Consider the following 16,390-nt stretch of genomic DNA (forward strand, 5'->3'; position numbering starts at 1 on the left):
CCCTGGAACGCTATCATCTTCTTCTACTTCTTCTACTGTTGGCGGCTCTGGATCTGCATAGTGTGCTTTCAGCTACTTTTAGCCTGGTAAAAAGAAAGGACTCCGTCCCGCTGACGCGAAAGGACTCCGTCCCGCGAACAGTGGGTTGGCCAAACCAGGGGGGAGCTCTAGGGATCCGCCACCTCAAAGGCCCATAGCCCCCGCTCGGCAGGGATCCGATGCAACTGCCCCTTGGGAAAGCGCCGTTGCAGCTCTGCCCCCTGCTGATCCCATACCCACTCGTTCATGAACAGGGTAAACGGCGGTTCTAGGTCTTGGCCGGGCAATGTCTCTGGGGAAAAAACCTTCACCTCCTGCTCCGGCCCAGCAAAAAATTGAATCCAACTTTGCCAGTAGATAGGCTCTCCCCAGCTGAAATAGGGGTAGGCAGTGCTAGCCGCCAGATAGAAGCGGTAGTCGGGATCCATTTGGCGAGCTGCCACATAGCGCCCGGTGGCCCCCACATCGTTGCCCTGCGTCCAGCCTTTGTGGACAAAGTCTCCAAAAATGGCCAGGTTCCACCCCCCAATCAGCAGGATTGCCCCCGCCATCGCCGCCGCCGGCAGCCAACTCCCGGCCCGGGATCCCCAGCGTTCCAGGAGACCTGCCAGCACTTGGATCCCTTCCAAGGTTAGATAGGCTACAAAGGGCAGGATCACCAGCAGGCGGGTGTAGTTGGGGGCTTTGGTGATGGCCAAGCTAAAGAGCAAGTAAAGAAACAGGAAACTGCCGATACACAGCCAGTCGTGGGGTTGGCTGCGCTTCTTGAAAAGGCGGTAGAGGCCGGATCCCAGCCCCAGCCAGATCAAAGCCCCCGTCAAGGGATCCACAAAAGCATGGCCGTAGTTGGGATAGATGTAGCCGCGGTCGTGCTGGCCGGGGTCGTTGAACATGCTGAGGCCGTTGAAGATGTTGCGCCAGACCGCCTCCTCTGGCGTAGCCGCATTCACCCACATCTGTTGTAACGCCCGCCCTTCCGGGAAAAAGAGAAATTGTTGGCGAGAGTACTCGGCGCTCACCGCAGGTGCTGTGACCGTGGCCACCAGAATGGGCCCAGCCACCAGAAAAAAGCCCAGCGCCGCGGGCACCGTCAGCTTAGCCAGGACCCAGAGGGGATTAGCTTGCTTGTTTTCTCCTCGGAGATCCTCCCGGCCCAGGAGCAGGTACAGAACTCCAAACAGCAACCCCAGCAGGATCACCACCCGCCCCGGCAAATAGCCGTAGAGGGAGAAAGCCGCCGCTCCTCCCCCCAGATAGAGCAACAGGGGATTTTTTTCCCGCACGCCCTTGAGGAGCAAGGCCAGGGCCGCACACTCCACCAGCACAATCAGGTTTTCCCGCATGGCCATGCGGCTGATGCCCAGCAAGGCGTGGTTGGATCCCAAGAGGGCCGCCCCCGCCAAAGCCAGCCGGGATCCCCAAAATGCCCGAAAAAACCCGTAAGCCACCAAAATGGTGATCACCCCGAAGGCGGCATGTACCGTGCGCACATTGAGCAGCGTGACTCCCCCCATCAGCCGCGTCAGGCCGCCGAAGAGGCTGAACATGAAGCGGGGGAAATAGAAATACTCCGGCATCAGCCCAAAGATATCGGGATAGCGCACCCCTGAGGCGCGACGGGCCATGGAGGTGATCACAATCTCGTCAGTATTGATCTGAAAAGGGATGTTGGGCAGGTCGTAGAGGTAGATCGGGGCAAAGACCAACACCAACAGCCCCAGGTGCAACAGCTCCTGTTGCCAGCGCAGCCGCGTCGGATCCCAAGGGGGTTGAGCCGGGGAAAACTGCGCCCAATACAACCCCACCAGCAGGATGCTCAGCAGCCAGAGGCCAATCTGCAGCACGTGGTAGCCAAACACCCCGTACCAGAGGATCAGGGCTACCCCCAAGCCGGATCCCAGCAGGGGCAGATGCCGGGAGGTCATCACCCTATCCCAAACCGCCATAGAACCGATACGACTGGAATCAGGAACGAATCGATCCCTCTCAGCCTACCAGGCGCAAGATGCTCGACAAAACCAGAACTCAGTCAGCTAGAAATCGCAGGAGCCCCGCACTGTACCCGTAGGGTCAGTGCCGGAAGGAATGCGCTTTGATGAAGTACAATGAACTTATGAGCCAAGTCCTGACCATATCCTGTAAGCTCAAGGCGTTCCCGTCACAAGCCGCCAAATTGGACGCGACGATGGATGCCTTTGTGCAGGCATTGAACTGGGTCAACCAGAACACGCCGGAGAAGATCGTCAACGCGGTCAAACTGCAATCCCTTTGCTACTACGAGATTCGCGCCCGGTTCGGCTTGTCCAGTAACTTGGCTCAACAGGTGTGCAGACGGGTGGCAGGCGCTCGCAAAGTGGCGAGACAGCGCAACCGTCCGGTTAAAGAGTTCAAGCGTAGGTTCGTTACCTACGATGCACGTATCTTTTCATTCCGCGAGAAAGACTGGACGGTGTCGCTGACCACGGTGGAAGGGAGAGAACGCTTTGAACTAGCCATTGGTAACTACCAGAGGGGAATGCTGGCTGGCTCTAGCCCCAAATCGGCCACCCTAGTCCAGCGGAAGGACGGCTCCTACTACATCCAGATTTGCGTAGAGAAAAAGCCACCCAAGCAACAAGATACCGACAGGGTGATCGGGGTGGACTTGGGCAGGACAGATATTGCCCATACGTCAGAGGGTGATAACTGGAATGGACAGCAGTTGAACAAAGTCCGAGACCACTACTCCAAGCTGAGGGCGGCACTCCAACGCAAAGCCAGTAAGGGCACACGCAGTTCGCGGCGCAGATGCAGAGAACTGTTGCAACGGCTGTCTGGCAAGGAGAGGCGCTTTCAGGCGTGGGTCAATCATCGCATCTCCAAAGCTATTGTCTCTAGGGCAAAAGCTACCAACAGCGCTATTGCTCTGGAAGACCTGACAGGGATCCGGAAAAGAGTCAATCAACAGCCGCGCAGCAAAGCCGAGCGGCGCAGGGCCAACAGTTGGGCGTTCTACCAACTACGTCAGTTTCTGGAGTACAAGGCGAGGGTTGCAGGGGTTTCTCTGATTCTTGTTCCGCCTGCCTACACGTCGCAGACCTGTCACAAGTGTTTGCATATCCATCCCGATCCTGCGCAATCCTACCGCAGTGGCAAGTCGTTCAAGTGTGGGCACTGTGGATGGGAAGGGGATGCGGATTTGAATGGTGCGAATGTGATTGCGCTCTTGGGGGCTGTCGTAAACCAGCCTAGAGGTCCGGGCTTGTTTTGTTCTCTGGTAGAGCAGAACAGGCTCAGGGCTACTGAAAGCCCGCTCCGTACCGCTTAGCGGTCGGAGCCGGGTAGTTTACTCAGCGCCCTCCCCCCTAGTCTTTCTCCCAAGGGGCGAGGGGAGATCAGAAAAGGTTGGAATCAAAACTTTGCCCCACCTGTTCTAGGGATCGCCAACAGGGATTCACAAAATCAATAACCCCGCATCGGCTCCGCCTCTGGCTCCAATTCCGGATCTATGAAGTTGGACGGATCGTAGAGGAAGCGGTTGACCTCGTCCTCAATGCGATAGATCTCGAAGGGCTCCAATTGTTTGCCAGTTCGCAAGGCCAGCAGATAGCCATCCACCAGCAGACGTAGCTCATCGGTGCGCCGGTAGCCCCGCTGCCAGGTATCCACCAGAGCATCGGTCAAAGCCTGATAGTGCCGGATCAACTTTGGGTCTTGCAACATGGTGTTCCCTTGCCCTGCCTGTTTCTATCCTAACGTTTGGTGTCTCTTTGTAAGCGGGGATTGCGAACGGGACCCCGAAGCTTGGTCTCTTCTTGGCTTCAAGCCATGGGCAGGTGCAGCCGCGAAGACGTCTCGCCGCCGCTGTGGAGAGTGATGGTGAGAATGCGGGCCTCAATCAGCCGCTCTTCCCGCATTCCCGTGCCTGTGTTGACAGGATAGGCCGGAAAACAAGCCGCGCTAAGGCTGAGGCGCAGAGCATGACCGCAAGGAATGCGAATACAGGTGGGCTGACAGGGAATCAGAATGGGGGTACCAGGCTGGGGATCCCGTAGGCGACAATAGCCTTGGGAAAAGTTATACACCTGCCCATCGGGCCTTACCACCGAGAGCACAGCGCAAAGATCGAAACTGGGGCTGTCGGCCTCCGCGTACACCTCCACAGCAATGTCCCCGACCAGAACCAGCTCGGCTTGCAGCGGCGGAGTGGTATAGGTCAGGACATCGGTGCGGCAGTCGAGGGCGGAGCGCTCTTGCGGCCCGGCAGGCTGAACTAGGTGGCCCCCCAAGGCCGGCACCGGTCGCCAGGGATCGTGAACAAACGTATCCGACTGTTGTGCAGGCGAGGGTTCAGGGCGAAGGGATCCCTCTGCTTCTGAAAGGGCAGCCAAGCCGGTGCTGTGTAGGTAAAAAGCTTTTGGCTCAGGGGTAGGCCAAGCATCAAAGCCGCGCCAGCGGTTGGATCCCATCTCGAACAGGCGTACCGGCGGCTCCTGGAGGATCCCTGTATCTTTGCCTTTGAGGAACTGGTCAAACCAGCGCACCTGCAGGCGATCGATGGGGCTGACAGCCTCTGGGCCAAAGTCCAACGCCCCCACTTTGCGCCCCCAAGGGAGATGGATCCAAGGGCCGATGATCAGGTATTGAGGGTTCTGGCTGCGGGCGCTCATTTCCTTGTAGAGGCGCAGGCTACCACTCAGGTAGCTGTCAAACCAGCCGGCAATGTGTAGCATCGGCAGATCCACCACCTCTAGACGGGGAGAGAGCTTGCGCCAGTATTCATCCGGCTCGCTGTGCTCCAGCCAGTCGAAGTAATAGGATTGGGGGGCATACTGCTGCAACACCCCCGGCTTGAGGGGGATAGGGTCGTAGAGGGGGAGATTGCGGGCAGCTTTCAAAAGCGCTTGGTAGGCATTGGCATCCCCCCTGAGACGCGCCCCTTCGGTCTCCAGTTGCAAGGCCCAACTGAGGTTGTTCTGAAAGGCAAAGGCTCCCCCTGGGTAAGCGGCATCGGCATAGAGATCGTAAGGCAGCATCGCCGGGCAGATGGCCTTCAAGGCGCTAGGACGGGTAGAAGCCGCATACAGCTGGGTCATGCCCTGATAAGAGAAGCCGTACATGCCCACTACGCCGTTGCTCCCCGGCAAGGCAGCCGCCCAATTGACGGCGTCAAACCCGTCTTCCACCTCATGGCGGAAAGGGTAGAAGGATCCTTTGGAAGTTCCCCGTCCGCGCACATCCTGGATGACCACAATGTACCCCTGGGCCGCATACCACCTGGGATGGGCATACACCACCGTCGAGGCAATGGCCCGCCCATAGGGCTGCCGCATCAGCAAAACCGGGTAGCTCCCCTCCCCTTGCGGGCGATAGACATCCGCGTCCAGTTGGATCCCGTCGCGGGTGAACATGGAAACAGTTTCGCGGGGGCGAACGGGCAACATGGCCTGGGTTGGGCTAGCGGATCTTGCCAAAGGGATACCAACCAAGGACAACCTAAGGGATCCCTGGGTGGATTCTTCCTAAGATAAAACAGAAGCCCTTATGAGAGGGAGAAGCTCCCACCAGAGTTTGAGCCCCTTCCCTGGTATTGCCCTTGATCTCCGGCCTGCTGGCGCAAACGCAGCCCCCTCCAGACCCCTCTTTTATGGCTTTTATGGATTTATGGAAACAGAGACCCTGGGAAAAGATTTGTCGGAGCATGCCTCTAACCCCCAAAACCCTGAACTTTGCTGAATTTACTGAGCTTTAGGCGGTTTGGCAAAAGTCATTGAGAGGGATATAGTAGACCAAGTTTCCCCCTGATCCTTGAGTCCACCGCAACGGTTGCCGGGAAGTGAAGGGGGAAAGCGCTCGGGGGGTATTCCTCAGGGCTTTGCGGGATACCGCCTTCCTGCTCAGAGATAGGCAGGATGCGATCGCTTCTTTCCTGAACCATGTTCAGGAGAGTTCAGCGTGAATGTATCAGTACCCCTGACTTCCAACCTCTACAGCTCCCAGAGCCATTGAGGCCTAAGCCTCAGCAAATGCCCTTCTCCAGCCCCCCGACAGCACCTGCAAATCCTCCTCATCCAAGTCCGCAGGAGTGCCGGAGCGGATGAGCTCGGCAAAATCTTCGTTGGGCACCATGAAGCAGAGGGCGTAGAGGCGGCCTGGGCCGGTGTTGCGGATTTCATGCACGCCTGTTGGCGGAACCAAAATGCTGTCTCCGGTTTTGATGGGAGCAGCTTTTCCATCGCAAATGGCCAGGCCTTCCCCCTTGAGAACAAAAAACATTTCCACAGCCATTTGATGGCGATTTGGAGGGGTTTTGCCTCCCTCATCGAAGATCTCCACACAAAAGGTTAGAGAAATCTGAGCATGAGAAGGATCGAACACGATGGCCAGGCGATTGGTATCGTGGGGGCTGATGCGAAAAGCCTGATAATCGGCAGGGGTTTTAACAATTGGAATCACGCAGCGGGAAAGCGTTTGCATCCGGATCCTCCGCTCAAGAGATGAGGGGTGAATAGTGGGCAAGTGCTAACAGGGGAGAGCCGCGAGCAAATCTGAGGAGGAGGCGACAAAGCCAAAGCACTGCTTGACGTTGTAGAGGGTAGCTAGCAAACAGTATTCAGGAGAGGTGGTGGCGGCGCAGTCTTCCAGCAAAATGCAGTCGTAGCCGAGGAAATTGGCATCTTGCAGCGTGGTCATGACGCACTGGTCGATGTTCACGCCGGCAAAAAAGAGGGTGGTGCGCCCCAGGTTTCTGAGAATGCTATCGAGAGGGGTATCCCAAAAGCCGCTCATGCGGAACTTATCCACCCAGATATCCTCGGGCTTGACCTCCAGTTCCTCCACCACAGCAGCGCCCCAACTGCCCCGCGTGAGGACCAAAGACCCGTTCTTAGGCAAGGGATCCCCCAGCCCTACTCCCTCTCCGGTGGGGTTGTACACATGTCGCAAGCCGGCGCTGATGTTGAGCAAGTCAGGGCGATTGCCCCAGTTCACCCACACAATCGGCACTTGAGCTTGTCGCAGGCGGGGCAGCAGGGCTTTTAGAGGGCCGATGGGAGCCCGTGCAGGTGTAACATCGACGCCAATGCTGGCCAGCCAACCGTCGGGATGACAAAAGTCGTTTTGCATGTCGATCACCAACAACGCCGCCTTGGCCAGATCCAAGCGCAGGGTTTTGCTGGAGGTGGGTAGCAGGATGGGCCGGGGATCCAAGGGCGGACGGGTGAGGTCGGCCATTTCGGCATTCACAGCCCAGGCATTGGGAGGGATCCCAAGGGTCTTCAAGGGGCGATTGGGAGTGCTCATGGATTCTCCGCTCGCGTCGCGCAGCAGTGGGATCAGGTGGGGCGGATGACCCACAACTACGCTCGACCTTAATGCACAGCCAACCTCACTTTGGAATCGTAGGCTACACTTTCTCACCTTATTGACGCATGGGATCCCCCAGGGTCAGTTGATAGGGATTGAGATGAGGATGATCCGAAAGGGTGCCCAGGGATCCCTCCCTGCACGCTATGCTGTAGAGACCAAGGTTATGTAGAAATATGAACATCTTGCGGCAATATATCTTTCCTGCCCTCATCCTGCTGGTGTTTCTGTTTACCCTGGTGGTGGTGAGCATCCGCTCGTTTCTGCCGGAGGATATGGCCCAGCCTGCCCCTCTAGAAGAAGCGACGCCTGTGGCCCTTTCTGCAAATGCCTGAGGATGGCTGAACAAGGGATCCCTCTGCCTGTGGGTTATCGTTGGCGCATCGGTTCAGCCTGGGATCGGCCCTGGGTGCGACGAGGATTGCAGGCCACGTTGCAGGAATCTTTTCCAGAGCAAAGCAACTGGGATCACCTGGAAGAGACGCTGGATCGCCTCTTCGACCCACCCCGCACCCCCTGCTGGTGGATCTTGAAAGAAGAAACTGCAGAGCCGGTGGGCTGTGTTTGGGCCGGCATCTCCACCGATCAAGCCACCCATCGGCGGGTAGCCTACATTTTTCTGCTCTGGGTGGATCCCGCCCATCGCCGGCAGGGCCTGGGCAGAGCTTTGATGCAACAGGTGGAACGATGGGGATCCCAGCAGCAGCTGGCGGCCATCACCCTGCAGGTTTATCGCCATAACCAGGCTGCCCTCAATTTCTACAAGCGGGCCCATTTCTCCGTGCAAGGCTACTGGCTGTACAAACCCCTCGGCGCCGCTGGCGTGGCAGAACCAAAAGGTTATGAAGTTTTGTAAATAAGCTGGGATCCGCTCTCAGTTGCTCCTTTGATGAAAGCGTGATGAAAACGATGGCATCGACCGGAGGGAACGCCCATGTCCAGACCTGTCAAACTCAGTGAAGCTGAGGTCCAAGCCAAGCTGGAAAATCTGCCGGGCTGGTCTTTGCAGGATGGGAAGCTGCATCGTCAATTTCAGTTTCGCTCCTTTGTCGAAGCCTTTGGCTGGATGAGCAGTGTGGCCTTGGTGGCCGAGAGCATGGGGCACCACCCCGAATGGACCAATGTCTACAACCGCGTGCGGGTGGATCTCACCACCCACGATGCCGGGGGCATTACAGAACTGGACTTTACCCTGGCGCAACGCATGAACGAGCTGGCCAGCTAGACGCTTCAGTACCCAACTTTGGGGATCCCTCAAAGCCGGCTTGGCAGAGGATCCCCATTTTGTCGCTGCCTCAAAGTTGTGTTGGATTGTGTTGGGAGCTGTGTCGGTCTGATAGACTAAGCCTAAGGTTAAGAAATGATAATTTTATGAACGTGCTGGTTGTGGGGGCGACGGGAACGCTGGGCCGTCAAGTGGTACGCCGAGCCATCGAAGAGGGACACCAAGTTACCTGTCTGGTGCGAAATCCGGCAAAGGCTGCTTTCTTAAGTGAATGGGGCGCTCAACTGAAGGTGGGAAATCTGCTTCAGCCCAGCACCCTCAACTCCGCCATGGAAGGCATCGAGGCGGTGATCGACTGTGCCACGGTGCGGGTGACCGATACCCTCAGCGCCCGTCAGGTGGACTGGGATGGCAAAGTTGCCCTGATCAATGCGGCACGGGCTGCCCAGGTAGGGCATTTTATCTTTTTCTCCATCATGGGCGCCCACCACGAGTATCCCAATGTGCCCCTGATGAATTTCAAGCATCACATTGAGAAGTATTTGGTTGGATCCCAGATGCCCTACACCATTTTCCGGCCAGCGGGCTTTATGCAGGGGTTGATTGGCCAGTACGCCATCCCCATCTTGGAAGAACAAATCGTCTGGGTAACCGGCGAGGGCATGCCAACGGCCTACCTAGACACCCTAGATGCAGCCCGGTTTGCGGTGCGAGCTCTCACTGTAGAAGCTGCCAAGCAGCAAATCTTTCCCTTGGTGGGGCCCAAGGCTTGGACGGCTCGAGAAGTCATTGCCTTGTGCGAGCAGCTCTCCGGCAAAAAGGCCAAAGTCAGCACCATGCCGCTGGGACTGCTGAGAGGGGCGCGCAAGGTGGCGCAGTTTTTTCAGTGGAGCTGGAACATTGCCGACCGGCTGGCGTTTGTGGAGGTGATCGCGGCCAAAGAACCCATGCACGCCGATATGACGCCTGTATGCGAAACCCTGGGGATTGAACTGGCCTCTCTGACCTCTCTTGAGGACTACCTAGCGGAGTATTTCCAGAAGATGTTGAAACGGCTTCGCGAGCTAAAGGTCAAGCAACCCAAAGTCAAGACGCCCTTCTAAGTCGTTGTTCTCAGTCTTCATCTTCTTGGCAATTTCACAGCAGCTTGAGCAGCAACCTTGGGAGAAGGGGTGGACGGGGTCGTGTTTGCGTTAGTGGATGCCATAGCCCCAACTACTGGGATGAACTCCCAGACACTTTTTATTGACACTGCGCCATATTCAAGTTGGCGGAGATCAACCCGTACCATAACACAAAGCCGCTCTGTCGCGACAGCGAGCCGTAGGCCTTCGCTTTGGCGGTGCGGAGCGCTAAACCCAGTTTTCTTGATCATTCCCTGTGTCCAAACAATCGCAAATCCTTAGGTTCCCAAGGGGTTCATTTCCATCTACGCTTTAGAGAGTGAGGGGGTGACAACGACAGAGGTTATTCTGCTCCCCCTGCTTGAACTATAGATTTTTGTCTATAGTTTTTATCGAAAAGTTCAATTTTTATCTATCCTAGTTCGCAGCTAAGATGCTGCTTAAGACTTTTTACAGGATCTCAGCAAGTGTTCCAGTTTGGCCAAGATCCCTGGCCGAAGGAGGATTATGAGCTTGAACGGGCTGGTCACAACTGCATGGCTGATTCCCCTCTACGCCTTGGTGGCGTGGGCGGGAGCGCTGATCTGGTCCCCAGGAATCACCCGGCGCACGGGACCACGTCCGGCAGGTTATCTGAATGCGCTCTTGACGTTGATGGCCTTCCTGCACAGCGTGGGGGCGCTGGTGGCAATTTGGGATCAGCCGGCGCAGGTCATTCGGTTGCCCTGGCTACAGGTGGGGGATCTGATGTTAGAGCTGCCGCTGCAGGTGTCATCGGTAACTCTAGGGGCCTGCGCTGTGGTGACGGGGCTGAACCTGGTGGCCCAGATCTACGGCTTTGGCTACATGGAAATGGACTGGGGCTGGGCGCGGTTTTTCTCCCTGCTGGGCCTGTTTGAGGGGGGGATGTGTGCCTTGGCTTTGTGCGACTCCCTCTTTTTCAGCTACGTGATCCTGGAGATTTTGACCCTGGGCACTTACCTGTTGGTGGGCTTTTGGTTCAACCAATCGCTGGTGGTGACGGGAGCGCGGGATGCTTTTTTAACCAAGCGCATCGGCGACCTGTTGCTCTTGATGGGGGTAATCGCCATCTATCCCCTGACCGGCTCCTGGGAGTTTGAGGATTTGGCGGCCTGGGCAGAGGCGGTGCAGGCAGGATCTGTCACTGTGGATCCCACCCTGCTGGCCCTGGTAGGGCTGGGGTTGCTGGCCGGCCCCGTAGGCAAGTGTGCCCAATTTCCTCTGCACCTGTGGCTGGATGAGGCGATGGAAGGGCCGATCCCCTCGACGATCTTGCGCAATGCGGTGGTGGTGGGCACAGGGGCCTGGGTGTTGATTCGCCTGCAACCCCTCTATGAGCTTTCCCCAACAGTGCTAAGGGTGATGCTAACCATCGGCGGCTTGACAGCGGTGGGGGGATCCCTGGTGGCCTTGGCCCAGATCGATGCCAAGCGGGCCCTGTCTTATCTGGTGAGCGCCTACATGGGCTTGATCTTTGTGGCGGTGGGCACCGGTCATCCCCAGCAAGCCTATGGGTTGCTGCTGACCTATGCGCCCGCGATGGCCCTGTTGGTGATGGCGCTGGGCATGGTGATCTGGAACAGCATTACCCAGGATCTGCGCTATCTAGGAGGCTTGTGGTCGCGGCGCCCTATCTCGGGGCTGTGCTTCTTGACCGGGATGGCCGGAATCATCGCTTTGCCTCCCTTCGGCTCCTTTTGGGTGCTGACGGATCTCTGGCAGCAGTTGGTGCAACCGGGGCAGGGGTTGTGGGCGGCAGTTGTGCTGGTTACCAATGCGGTGACGGCGCTGGGGCTAACGCGGGTATTTGGCCTTGTTTGGGGGGGCAAACCGCAGCAGATGAGCGAGCGCTCGCCAGAGGTGCATTGGCCGATGATGCTGCCCAGCACCGCCATGATGGGGGTAACGCTGCACATGCCCATGATCCTAGCGGCACTAGGTCTGATTCCCGCTCTGGAAGGGATCCCTGTTGGGGTAATGACGGGATCCAGCTTGACAGGCATTGCCTTGGGAGCCTGGCTGTATCTGCGTCCGCAGCGGCAGCCGGTGGACTGGGCCTTCTTGGCCGACTGGCAGGATCTGTTGGCCAACGACTTCTACACCCCCAAGCTCTACCGGGCCAGTGTGGTGTTTGTGGTGCGCATCATCTCTGAGATCACGGCCCTGTTCGATCGCTATGTGGTGGACGGCTTGGTGAATTTAACCAGCTTGGCGGTATTGGCGGGTGGACAGGTTTTGAAATACACCACCTCTGGCCAGTTGCAAGCCTACGTGCTGACGATTGTGGTGGGGGTGGCCCTGCTGGGCTGGCTGATTCTCTAGGCTTGGGCAAGGTAGCGGGACGGAGTCCTTGAATAAAGAGGAAAGAGACCATGCTGAGTGCCTTGATTGTGTTGCCGATCCTGGGATCCCTGCTCCTGTTCTTAGGCTTGGGGGGGCGAAAGCTGGCAGTGGCCTTGGCCGGGATCCTGCTGGGGATCTCGCTGCTGCTGTTTGCCAACTTTGATCTGCAAGCGGAAGGGCTGCAGTGGGTGCAGCGGTGGGATTGGATCCCGTCAATTGGGCTGAGCTACTCCCTGGGCCTGGACGGGTTTTCCCTGCTGATGGTGGCTTTGAATGGGCTGCTCACGCTGATTGCGGTGCTGACGGCTGAGCCAGAGGTGAAGCGGCCCAACCTCTTATACGGCTGCATTTTGCTCATGAGCGGGTCGGTCAACGGCGCTTTTGTCGCCCAGAACCTGCTTTTGTTCTTCTTGTTTTACGAGCTGGTGCTGATCCCGATCTACCTGCTCATCTCCATTTGGGGCAGCCCCAAGCGGGATTATGCTGCCATCAAGTTTTTGATTTACACCGCCGTTTCCGCCATCTTTCTGTTGGGGGCCTTTTTGGCCATCTACTGGCTGGGGGATCCCCATAGCTTTGAGCTGCTGGAGATCCGCATCACCTCTCTCAGCCCTGTTGCCCAGACCTTGACGCTGTTGGCCTTGATCGTGGCTTTCGGCATTAAGATGCCGCTGATCCCCTTCCACACCTGGTTGCCTGATGCATACGGGGAGTCGTCGCCGCCAGTGGCCATCCTTCTGGGAGGGATCCTCTCCAAGTTAGGCACGTACGGTCTGTTTCGCTTTGGGCTGCAGTTGTTTCCCCAAGCTTGGGCCGACCTGGGCGGGATCCTAGCCTGGTGGGGAGCCATTGCCGTGTTGTCCGGGGCTTTGGCAGCCATCGCCCAAAAAGACATCAAGCGCATGGTGGCCTACAGCTCCATCGGCCACATGGGCTACATCTTGCTGGGCATGGCGGCAGCCACCCCCATTAGCCTGACCGGGGCGATGGTGCAGATGGTCTCCCATGGTCTCATCTTGGCGCTGCTGTTCGATTTGGTGGGCTTGGTGGAGCGCAAAGTGGGAACGCGGGATCTGAACGTACTCAACGGCCTGCTCAACCCCTTGCGAGGCTTGCCCACAGTGAGCGCCCTGCTCATCTTGGGGGGGATGGCCAGCGCCGGGATCCCTGGCCTGGTGGGCTTTGTGGCGGAGTTCTTGATCTTCCAGGGCAGCTACCAAGATTTTCCTCTGCCCACTTTGATCAGCATCTGTGGCACCGGCTTGACGGCGGTGTACTTTGTGATTTTGCTGAACCGCACCTGCTTTGGCAGGTTGGACAACCGCACCGCCTACTACCCACGCGTGCACGGCTGGGAGCGGATCCCGGGGCTGATTTTGACGGCCTTGATCGTTTGGTTTGGGATCCAGCCCATGAGCCTGGTGAAATGGCCACAACCGTTGGCCTTTACCCTATCCACCCAGGTGGCTCAGGCCCAAACGCTTATCTTGGCATCAGCCGGTGACCTTGCCCCCATCACCCTCTCTGGAGCCGATCCAGGCAATCGGGAAACTTCCAGGAATTGAGATCCCAAGGAATGACCTCAAGGGAGATCCCAAGGAATGACCTCAAGGAGCCAGAACTTTTGAAGAGTTGGAGACTTCTTCTATGACGACAACCCTCACAGCCCGCAAGCTTCCCCCTTCTACCCACCCTTTTGCGGATGTAGTCCACCGCTTGGAGGCTGGGGGATCCATGCTGCCGGATACGCCGGAAAACCTGATGCAAATTATCGGCCTCTACAAAGCCTATGCTGTGCCGATGGATTTCTACTGGCGGGATCTGCTCTACATTGCCGAGCAGGTGTTTGTGGATCCCTTGCCTTTTTTCAAGTTCATCATTCCTGAAGAGTATCTGAAGCTGGCCAACCACTACGCGGGAGATAACGCGGATTTGCGCATTTGGCGAGGCCAGGCTACGGCCCATCCCGAGCTGCTGGAGTTCATGGAAAAAGGGGAGCTGAAGCGCAAGCTGCCCAGAATTTTGCATCACCTCTGGCATGACCGCATCAACATGGAATTTGCCGAAGAATGTATGCGGGCCATGCTCTGGCACCGGGATATGGGGGGCTTGCTGGATCCCTACATGGATTCCGAAGAATACAAGCAAAATGCCGACCGCGCCATCCGCGCCTATTGCCAGGGCAACCCCTTGTTGATGGGGCTATACAAGCTCTTCCCCGATATGTTTTTGGAGCTGTGCCGCCAGGCCACCATGTACTCGGTGTTGGGCCTGTTTTGGGAGGTGATGGCTCCGGTCTTTTTTGAGATGAGCGATCTCTACGATGAAGGCAAAATCACCAGCGTGCCGGAGGCGATGAACTTTCTGGTCAACGGGATCTTCGCCATTGCCGGACGACCCATCTACCACCGCGTGCGTATTCGGGGAGAATGGTACGATATTGTGCCCAAATCCAAAGGATTCACCTGGCTATATGAGGCTGCCTTCCCCTATGTAGAGGCCGTGTTTTATCGCACCTCTCCTTTCCGCGGCACTAAGTCCTACAACGCCCAGGCCAACGAAGTTCCCACCAACCAGTTGGACTTCCACTACGGGATCCTCTACGCCGATAAGTTTCCGGTGGGCACCGCCGGGATCCCGCCCACGCTCTTGCACCAGGATATGTACCACTTTTTGCCCCAGTATTTGGTGGAATATTACCGCAAGCATTGCCGCGGCGAAGAGGACATGCTGATTCAATTGGGGGTTAGCTTCCAGCGCTCCATGTACAACGTCACCTCAGCCGTGATTCAGGCGGGAAGGGCCGCTTTCTTGTATCCCCTTGATGATCCAAATCCACGGCACTTGATGATGAATCGCCGTTATTTTGAGGGCCAACTCAATCGCTTCACTCGACCGGAATATGGGATCCGGGAAGCAGCCCGTCTTTCCTACATCCAAGATCAGAATTATCGCTAGCCTATGGCAACTTTAACCATCCCAAAACATTTCGAGCAGCAACTTTGTTAGCAGCAACTTCCCAGCCAAAGGATCCCAGCCATGCCCGATATTGTCGATATTGCCGTCTCTGCTGAGGGCTTTTCCACCTTGGTAACTGCCGTTAAAGCGGCAAACCTGGTAGACACTCTCAAAAGCCCTGGCCCCTTTACTGTTTTTGCGCCTACCGATGCAGCTTTTGCCAAGCTGCCCCCTGGCACCATCACCACCCTGGTGCAAAATATCCCCCAACTGACTCGCATCTTGTGTTACCACGTGGTGCCCGGTCGCCTGAAAAAGGCGGATTTGGCCAAGTACCAAAGTGTGGGCTCGGTAGAGGGATCCCCCATCGATCTCACCATTGAAGGGGATGTGTTCGAGGTGAACAACGCCACCGTTATCCAAGCCGACATCGAAGCCGATAACGGCATCATCCACGTCATCGACACTGTCATCCTGATGCGGCCCCACTGGTTCTGGCCGATTATGAACTCCGCCTTGGCTGCCTCGGCCAGAGGATAGACAGATCTATCCTGAACCGAGCTTGGGGAAAGTGCCTGGGTGAACCCTCTCCCCCTCTCCGCAACTTTATAGGTACGGTCAGAGATTTCTGCTCCGCGTGCAGTCTACACCATCCCCCAACCCCCACAGGGTGGGGATTTTTGTCTCTCGGTAGCAGTGATGTCGCCGTCTTTTAAACCCAGAGATGAATCCGAAGCTGGGCCTGATACGTAACTTATTTGGCCTGTTCTCTGACCGAGGAGCTTTTTCCATGTTGTTGATCGGTTTTTCCCTTCGGCCTCGTTCAATTTTCGAGGCTTTTTGCGGCTTTTGCCTGGTTGCTGTCTTGTTTCTCAGCGGTTAAGGAAGCTTTACAAATCTCACAACCCCCACTTCTACCCATTGCTAACTTTGGCCCTGGACATATTCACATTGCTCAGCCGCAGCCAGGACAATCTTTCGCCCAGGCCACAGGGCCGGTGGCCTTTGTCTTGAACATGTTGCCGAATCCAGGCAATCAGTCGGGGAATTTCCGACTGGAAGCCAACCTCACCCCTGAGCAAGTCTCCAGCTTTTTGGCCGGAGCTTACTACATCAACATTCACACGCAGGCCAACCCGCCGGGCGAGTTGCGAGCCCAGGTGGTTTTCCCTCGCTAAGGTTTGATCCAGTACCCCATCTGGGATCCCCGCAGGTGAGGGGATCCCTAATTTTTGCGGACGGATTGGCTGTTCTGTGAACTCCCCCACAGTCAGTCGTGCCGGCAGGACAGAGTTTCTGTGTAGCTCCTGGCCAGCAGCTTTCGGTAGTCCTGGAG

General features: G+C 57.1%; 15 protein-coding genes. 10 read left to right on the plus strand and 5 right to left on the minus strand.

Translation table 11 applies throughout. The features are described 5' to 3' along the window. Nucleotides 1–167 precede the first annotated feature (167 nt). On the minus strand, nucleotides 168–1,964 hold the full coding sequence (locus tag ACVW0C_RS00745; protein ID WP_457383989.1) for a glycosyltransferase family 39 protein: 1,797 nt from the start codon (nucleotides 1,962–1,964) through the stop codon (nucleotides 168–170). Between the two features lie 188 nt (nucleotides 1,965–2,152). Between ACVW0C_RS00745 and ACVW0C_RS00750 the strand changes: the two genes are divergently transcribed. Continuing rightward, nucleotides 2,153–3,346, plus strand: a complete 1,194-nt coding sequence (locus tag ACVW0C_RS00750; RefSeq protein ID WP_457384042.1) for an RNA-guided endonuclease InsQ/TnpB family protein — start codon at nucleotides 2,153–2,155, stop codon at nucleotides 3,344–3,346. A gap of 134 nt (nucleotides 3,347–3,480) precedes the next feature. On the opposite strand, the gene ACVW0C_RS00755 is transcribed toward ACVW0C_RS00750, so the two are convergent. The 4 genes from ACVW0C_RS00755 to ACVW0C_RS00770 all read right to left on the minus strand — a co-directional run bounded on the left by ACVW0C_RS00755 (nucleotide 3,481) and on the right by ACVW0C_RS00770 (nucleotide 7,320). Beyond that, nucleotides 3,481–3,741 (minus strand): DUF6761 family protein, encoded by a 261-nt coding sequence (locus ACVW0C_RS00755; protein ID WP_011434405.1) that lies wholly within the window; start codon nucleotides 3,739–3,741, stop codon nucleotides 3,481–3,483. A gap of 98 nt (nucleotides 3,742–3,839) precedes the next feature. Then, the gene (locus ACVW0C_RS00760; RefSeq protein ID WP_457384044.1) at nucleotides 3,840–5,462 is read right to left on the minus strand and encodes a CocE/NonD family hydrolase; all 1,623 of its coding nucleotides are present in this window, start codon (nucleotides 5,460–5,462) and stop codon (nucleotides 3,840–3,842) included. A 568-nt stretch (nucleotides 5,463–6,030) separates the two neighbouring features. After that, on the minus strand, nucleotides 6,031–6,495 hold the full coding sequence (locus tag ACVW0C_RS00765) for a cupin domain-containing protein (RefSeq protein WP_414331516.1): 465 nt from the start codon (nucleotides 6,493–6,495) through the stop codon (nucleotides 6,031–6,033). Nucleotides 6,496–6,540: 45 nt separating this feature from the next. Further along, nucleotides 6,541–7,320: a cysteine hydrolase family protein gene (locus ACVW0C_RS00770; RefSeq protein WP_041437718.1), complete on the minus strand. Its 780-nt coding sequence runs from the start codon at nucleotides 7,318–7,320 to the stop codon at nucleotides 6,541–6,543. A 239-nt stretch (nucleotides 7,321–7,559) separates the two neighbouring features. Between ACVW0C_RS00770 and ACVW0C_RS00775 the strand changes: the two genes are divergently transcribed. From ACVW0C_RS00775 to ACVW0C_RS00815, 9 genes are all read left to right on the plus strand, one after another. Continuing rightward, nucleotides 7,560–7,718: a hypothetical protein gene (locus tag ACVW0C_RS00775; protein ID WP_414342473.1), complete on the plus strand. Its 159-nt coding sequence runs from the start codon at nucleotides 7,560–7,562 to the stop codon at nucleotides 7,716–7,718. 2 nt (nucleotides 7,719–7,720) lie between these two features. Further along, nucleotides 7,721–8,239, plus strand: coding sequence for a GNAT family N-acetyltransferase (locus ACVW0C_RS00780; protein ID WP_457383990.1), 519 nt, complete (start codon nucleotides 7,721–7,723; stop codon nucleotides 8,237–8,239). Nucleotides 8,240–8,317: 78 nt separating this feature from the next. Further along, a complete protein-coding gene (locus tag ACVW0C_RS00785) occupies nucleotides 8,318–8,608 on the plus strand; it encodes a 4a-hydroxytetrahydrobiopterin dehydratase (protein WP_414383401.1) in 291 nt (96 codons plus the stop codon). A gap of 146 nt (nucleotides 8,609–8,754) precedes the next feature. Beyond that, nucleotides 8,755–9,711 (plus strand): NAD(P)H-binding protein, encoded by a 957-nt coding sequence (locus ACVW0C_RS00790; RefSeq protein ID WP_457383991.1) that lies wholly within the window; start codon nucleotides 8,755–8,757, stop codon nucleotides 9,709–9,711. 528 nt (nucleotides 9,712–10,239) lie between these two features. After that, nucleotides 10,240–12,075, plus strand: coding sequence for an NAD(P)H-quinone oxidoreductase subunit F (locus ACVW0C_RS00795; protein WP_457383992.1), 1,836 nt, complete (start codon nucleotides 10,240–10,242; stop codon nucleotides 12,073–12,075). A 50-nt stretch (nucleotides 12,076–12,125) separates the two neighbouring features. Then, the gene (locus tag ACVW0C_RS00800; protein WP_457383993.1) at nucleotides 12,126–13,661 is read left to right on the plus strand and encodes an NADH-quinone oxidoreductase subunit M; all 1,536 of its coding nucleotides are present in this window, start codon (nucleotides 12,126–12,128) and stop codon (nucleotides 13,659–13,661) included. 82 nt (nucleotides 13,662–13,743) lie between these two features. Beyond that, nucleotides 13,744–15,054 carry a CO2 hydration protein gene (locus ACVW0C_RS00805; RefSeq protein ID WP_457383994.1) on the plus strand — a complete coding sequence of 437 codons (1,311 nt, stop codon included), beginning with the start codon at nucleotides 13,744–13,746 and terminating at the stop codon, nucleotides 15,052–15,054. Between the two features lie 81 nt (nucleotides 15,055–15,135). Continuing rightward, nucleotides 15,136–15,594 carry a fasciclin domain-containing protein gene (locus ACVW0C_RS00810; protein WP_414408665.1) on the plus strand — a complete coding sequence of 153 codons (459 nt, stop codon included), beginning with the start codon at nucleotides 15,136–15,138 and terminating at the stop codon, nucleotides 15,592–15,594. A gap of 317 nt (nucleotides 15,595–15,911) precedes the next feature. Further along, nucleotides 15,912–16,232, plus strand: a complete 321-nt coding sequence (locus tag ACVW0C_RS00815; protein WP_457383995.1) for a CHRD domain-containing protein — start codon at nucleotides 15,912–15,914, stop codon at nucleotides 16,230–16,232. Nucleotides 16,233–16,390: the final 158 nt, after the last annotated feature.

The sequence above is a fragment of the Thermostichus sp. OS-CIW-26 genome, assembly GCF_054058395.1.

Excerpts from the sequence above, each read along its gene's own strand:
- ACVW0C_RS00745 (WP_457383989.1), bottom strand. The coding sequence starts at position 1,964 with ATGACCTCCCGGCATCTGCCCCTGCTGGGATCCGGCTTGGGGGTAGCC.
- ACVW0C_RS00750 (WP_457384042.1), top strand. The coding sequence starts at position 2,153 with ATGAGCCAAGTCCTGACCATATCCTGTAAGCTCAAGGCGTTCCCGTCA.
- ACVW0C_RS00755 (WP_011434405.1), bottom strand. The coding sequence starts at position 3,741 with ATGTTGCAAGACCCAAAGTTGATCCGGCACTATCAGGCTTTGACCGAT.
- ACVW0C_RS00760 (WP_457384044.1), bottom strand. The coding sequence starts at position 5,462 with ATGTTGCCCGTTCGCCCCCGCGAAACTGTTTCCATGTTCACCCGCGAC.
- ACVW0C_RS00765 (WP_414331516.1), bottom strand. The coding sequence starts at position 6,495 with ATGCAAACGCTTTCCCGCTGCGTGATTCCAATTGTTAAAACCCCTGCC.
- ACVW0C_RS00770 (WP_041437718.1), bottom strand. The coding sequence starts at position 7,320 with ATGAGCACTCCCAATCGCCCCTTGAAGACCCTTGGGATCCCTCCCAAT.
- ACVW0C_RS00775 (WP_414342473.1), top strand. The coding sequence starts at position 7,560 with ATGAACATCTTGCGGCAATATATCTTTCCTGCCCTCATCCTGCTGGTG.
- ACVW0C_RS00780 (WP_457383990.1), top strand. The coding sequence starts at position 7,721 with ATGGCTGAACAAGGGATCCCTCTGCCTGTGGGTTATCGTTGGCGCATC.
- ACVW0C_RS00785 (WP_414383401.1), top strand. The coding sequence starts at position 8,318 with ATGTCCAGACCTGTCAAACTCAGTGAAGCTGAGGTCCAAGCCAAGCTG.
- ACVW0C_RS00790 (WP_457383991.1), top strand. The coding sequence starts at position 8,755 with ATGAACGTGCTGGTTGTGGGGGCGACGGGAACGCTGGGCCGTCAAGTG.
- ACVW0C_RS00795 (WP_457383992.1), top strand. The coding sequence starts at position 10,240 with ATGAGCTTGAACGGGCTGGTCACAACTGCATGGCTGATTCCCCTCTAC.
- ACVW0C_RS00800 (WP_457383993.1), top strand. The coding sequence starts at position 12,126 with ATGCTGAGTGCCTTGATTGTGTTGCCGATCCTGGGATCCCTGCTCCTG.
- ACVW0C_RS00805 (WP_457383994.1), top strand. The coding sequence starts at position 13,744 with ATGACGACAACCCTCACAGCCCGCAAGCTTCCCCCTTCTACCCACCCT.
- ACVW0C_RS00810 (WP_414408665.1), top strand. The coding sequence starts at position 15,136 with ATGCCCGATATTGTCGATATTGCCGTCTCTGCTGAGGGCTTTTCCACC.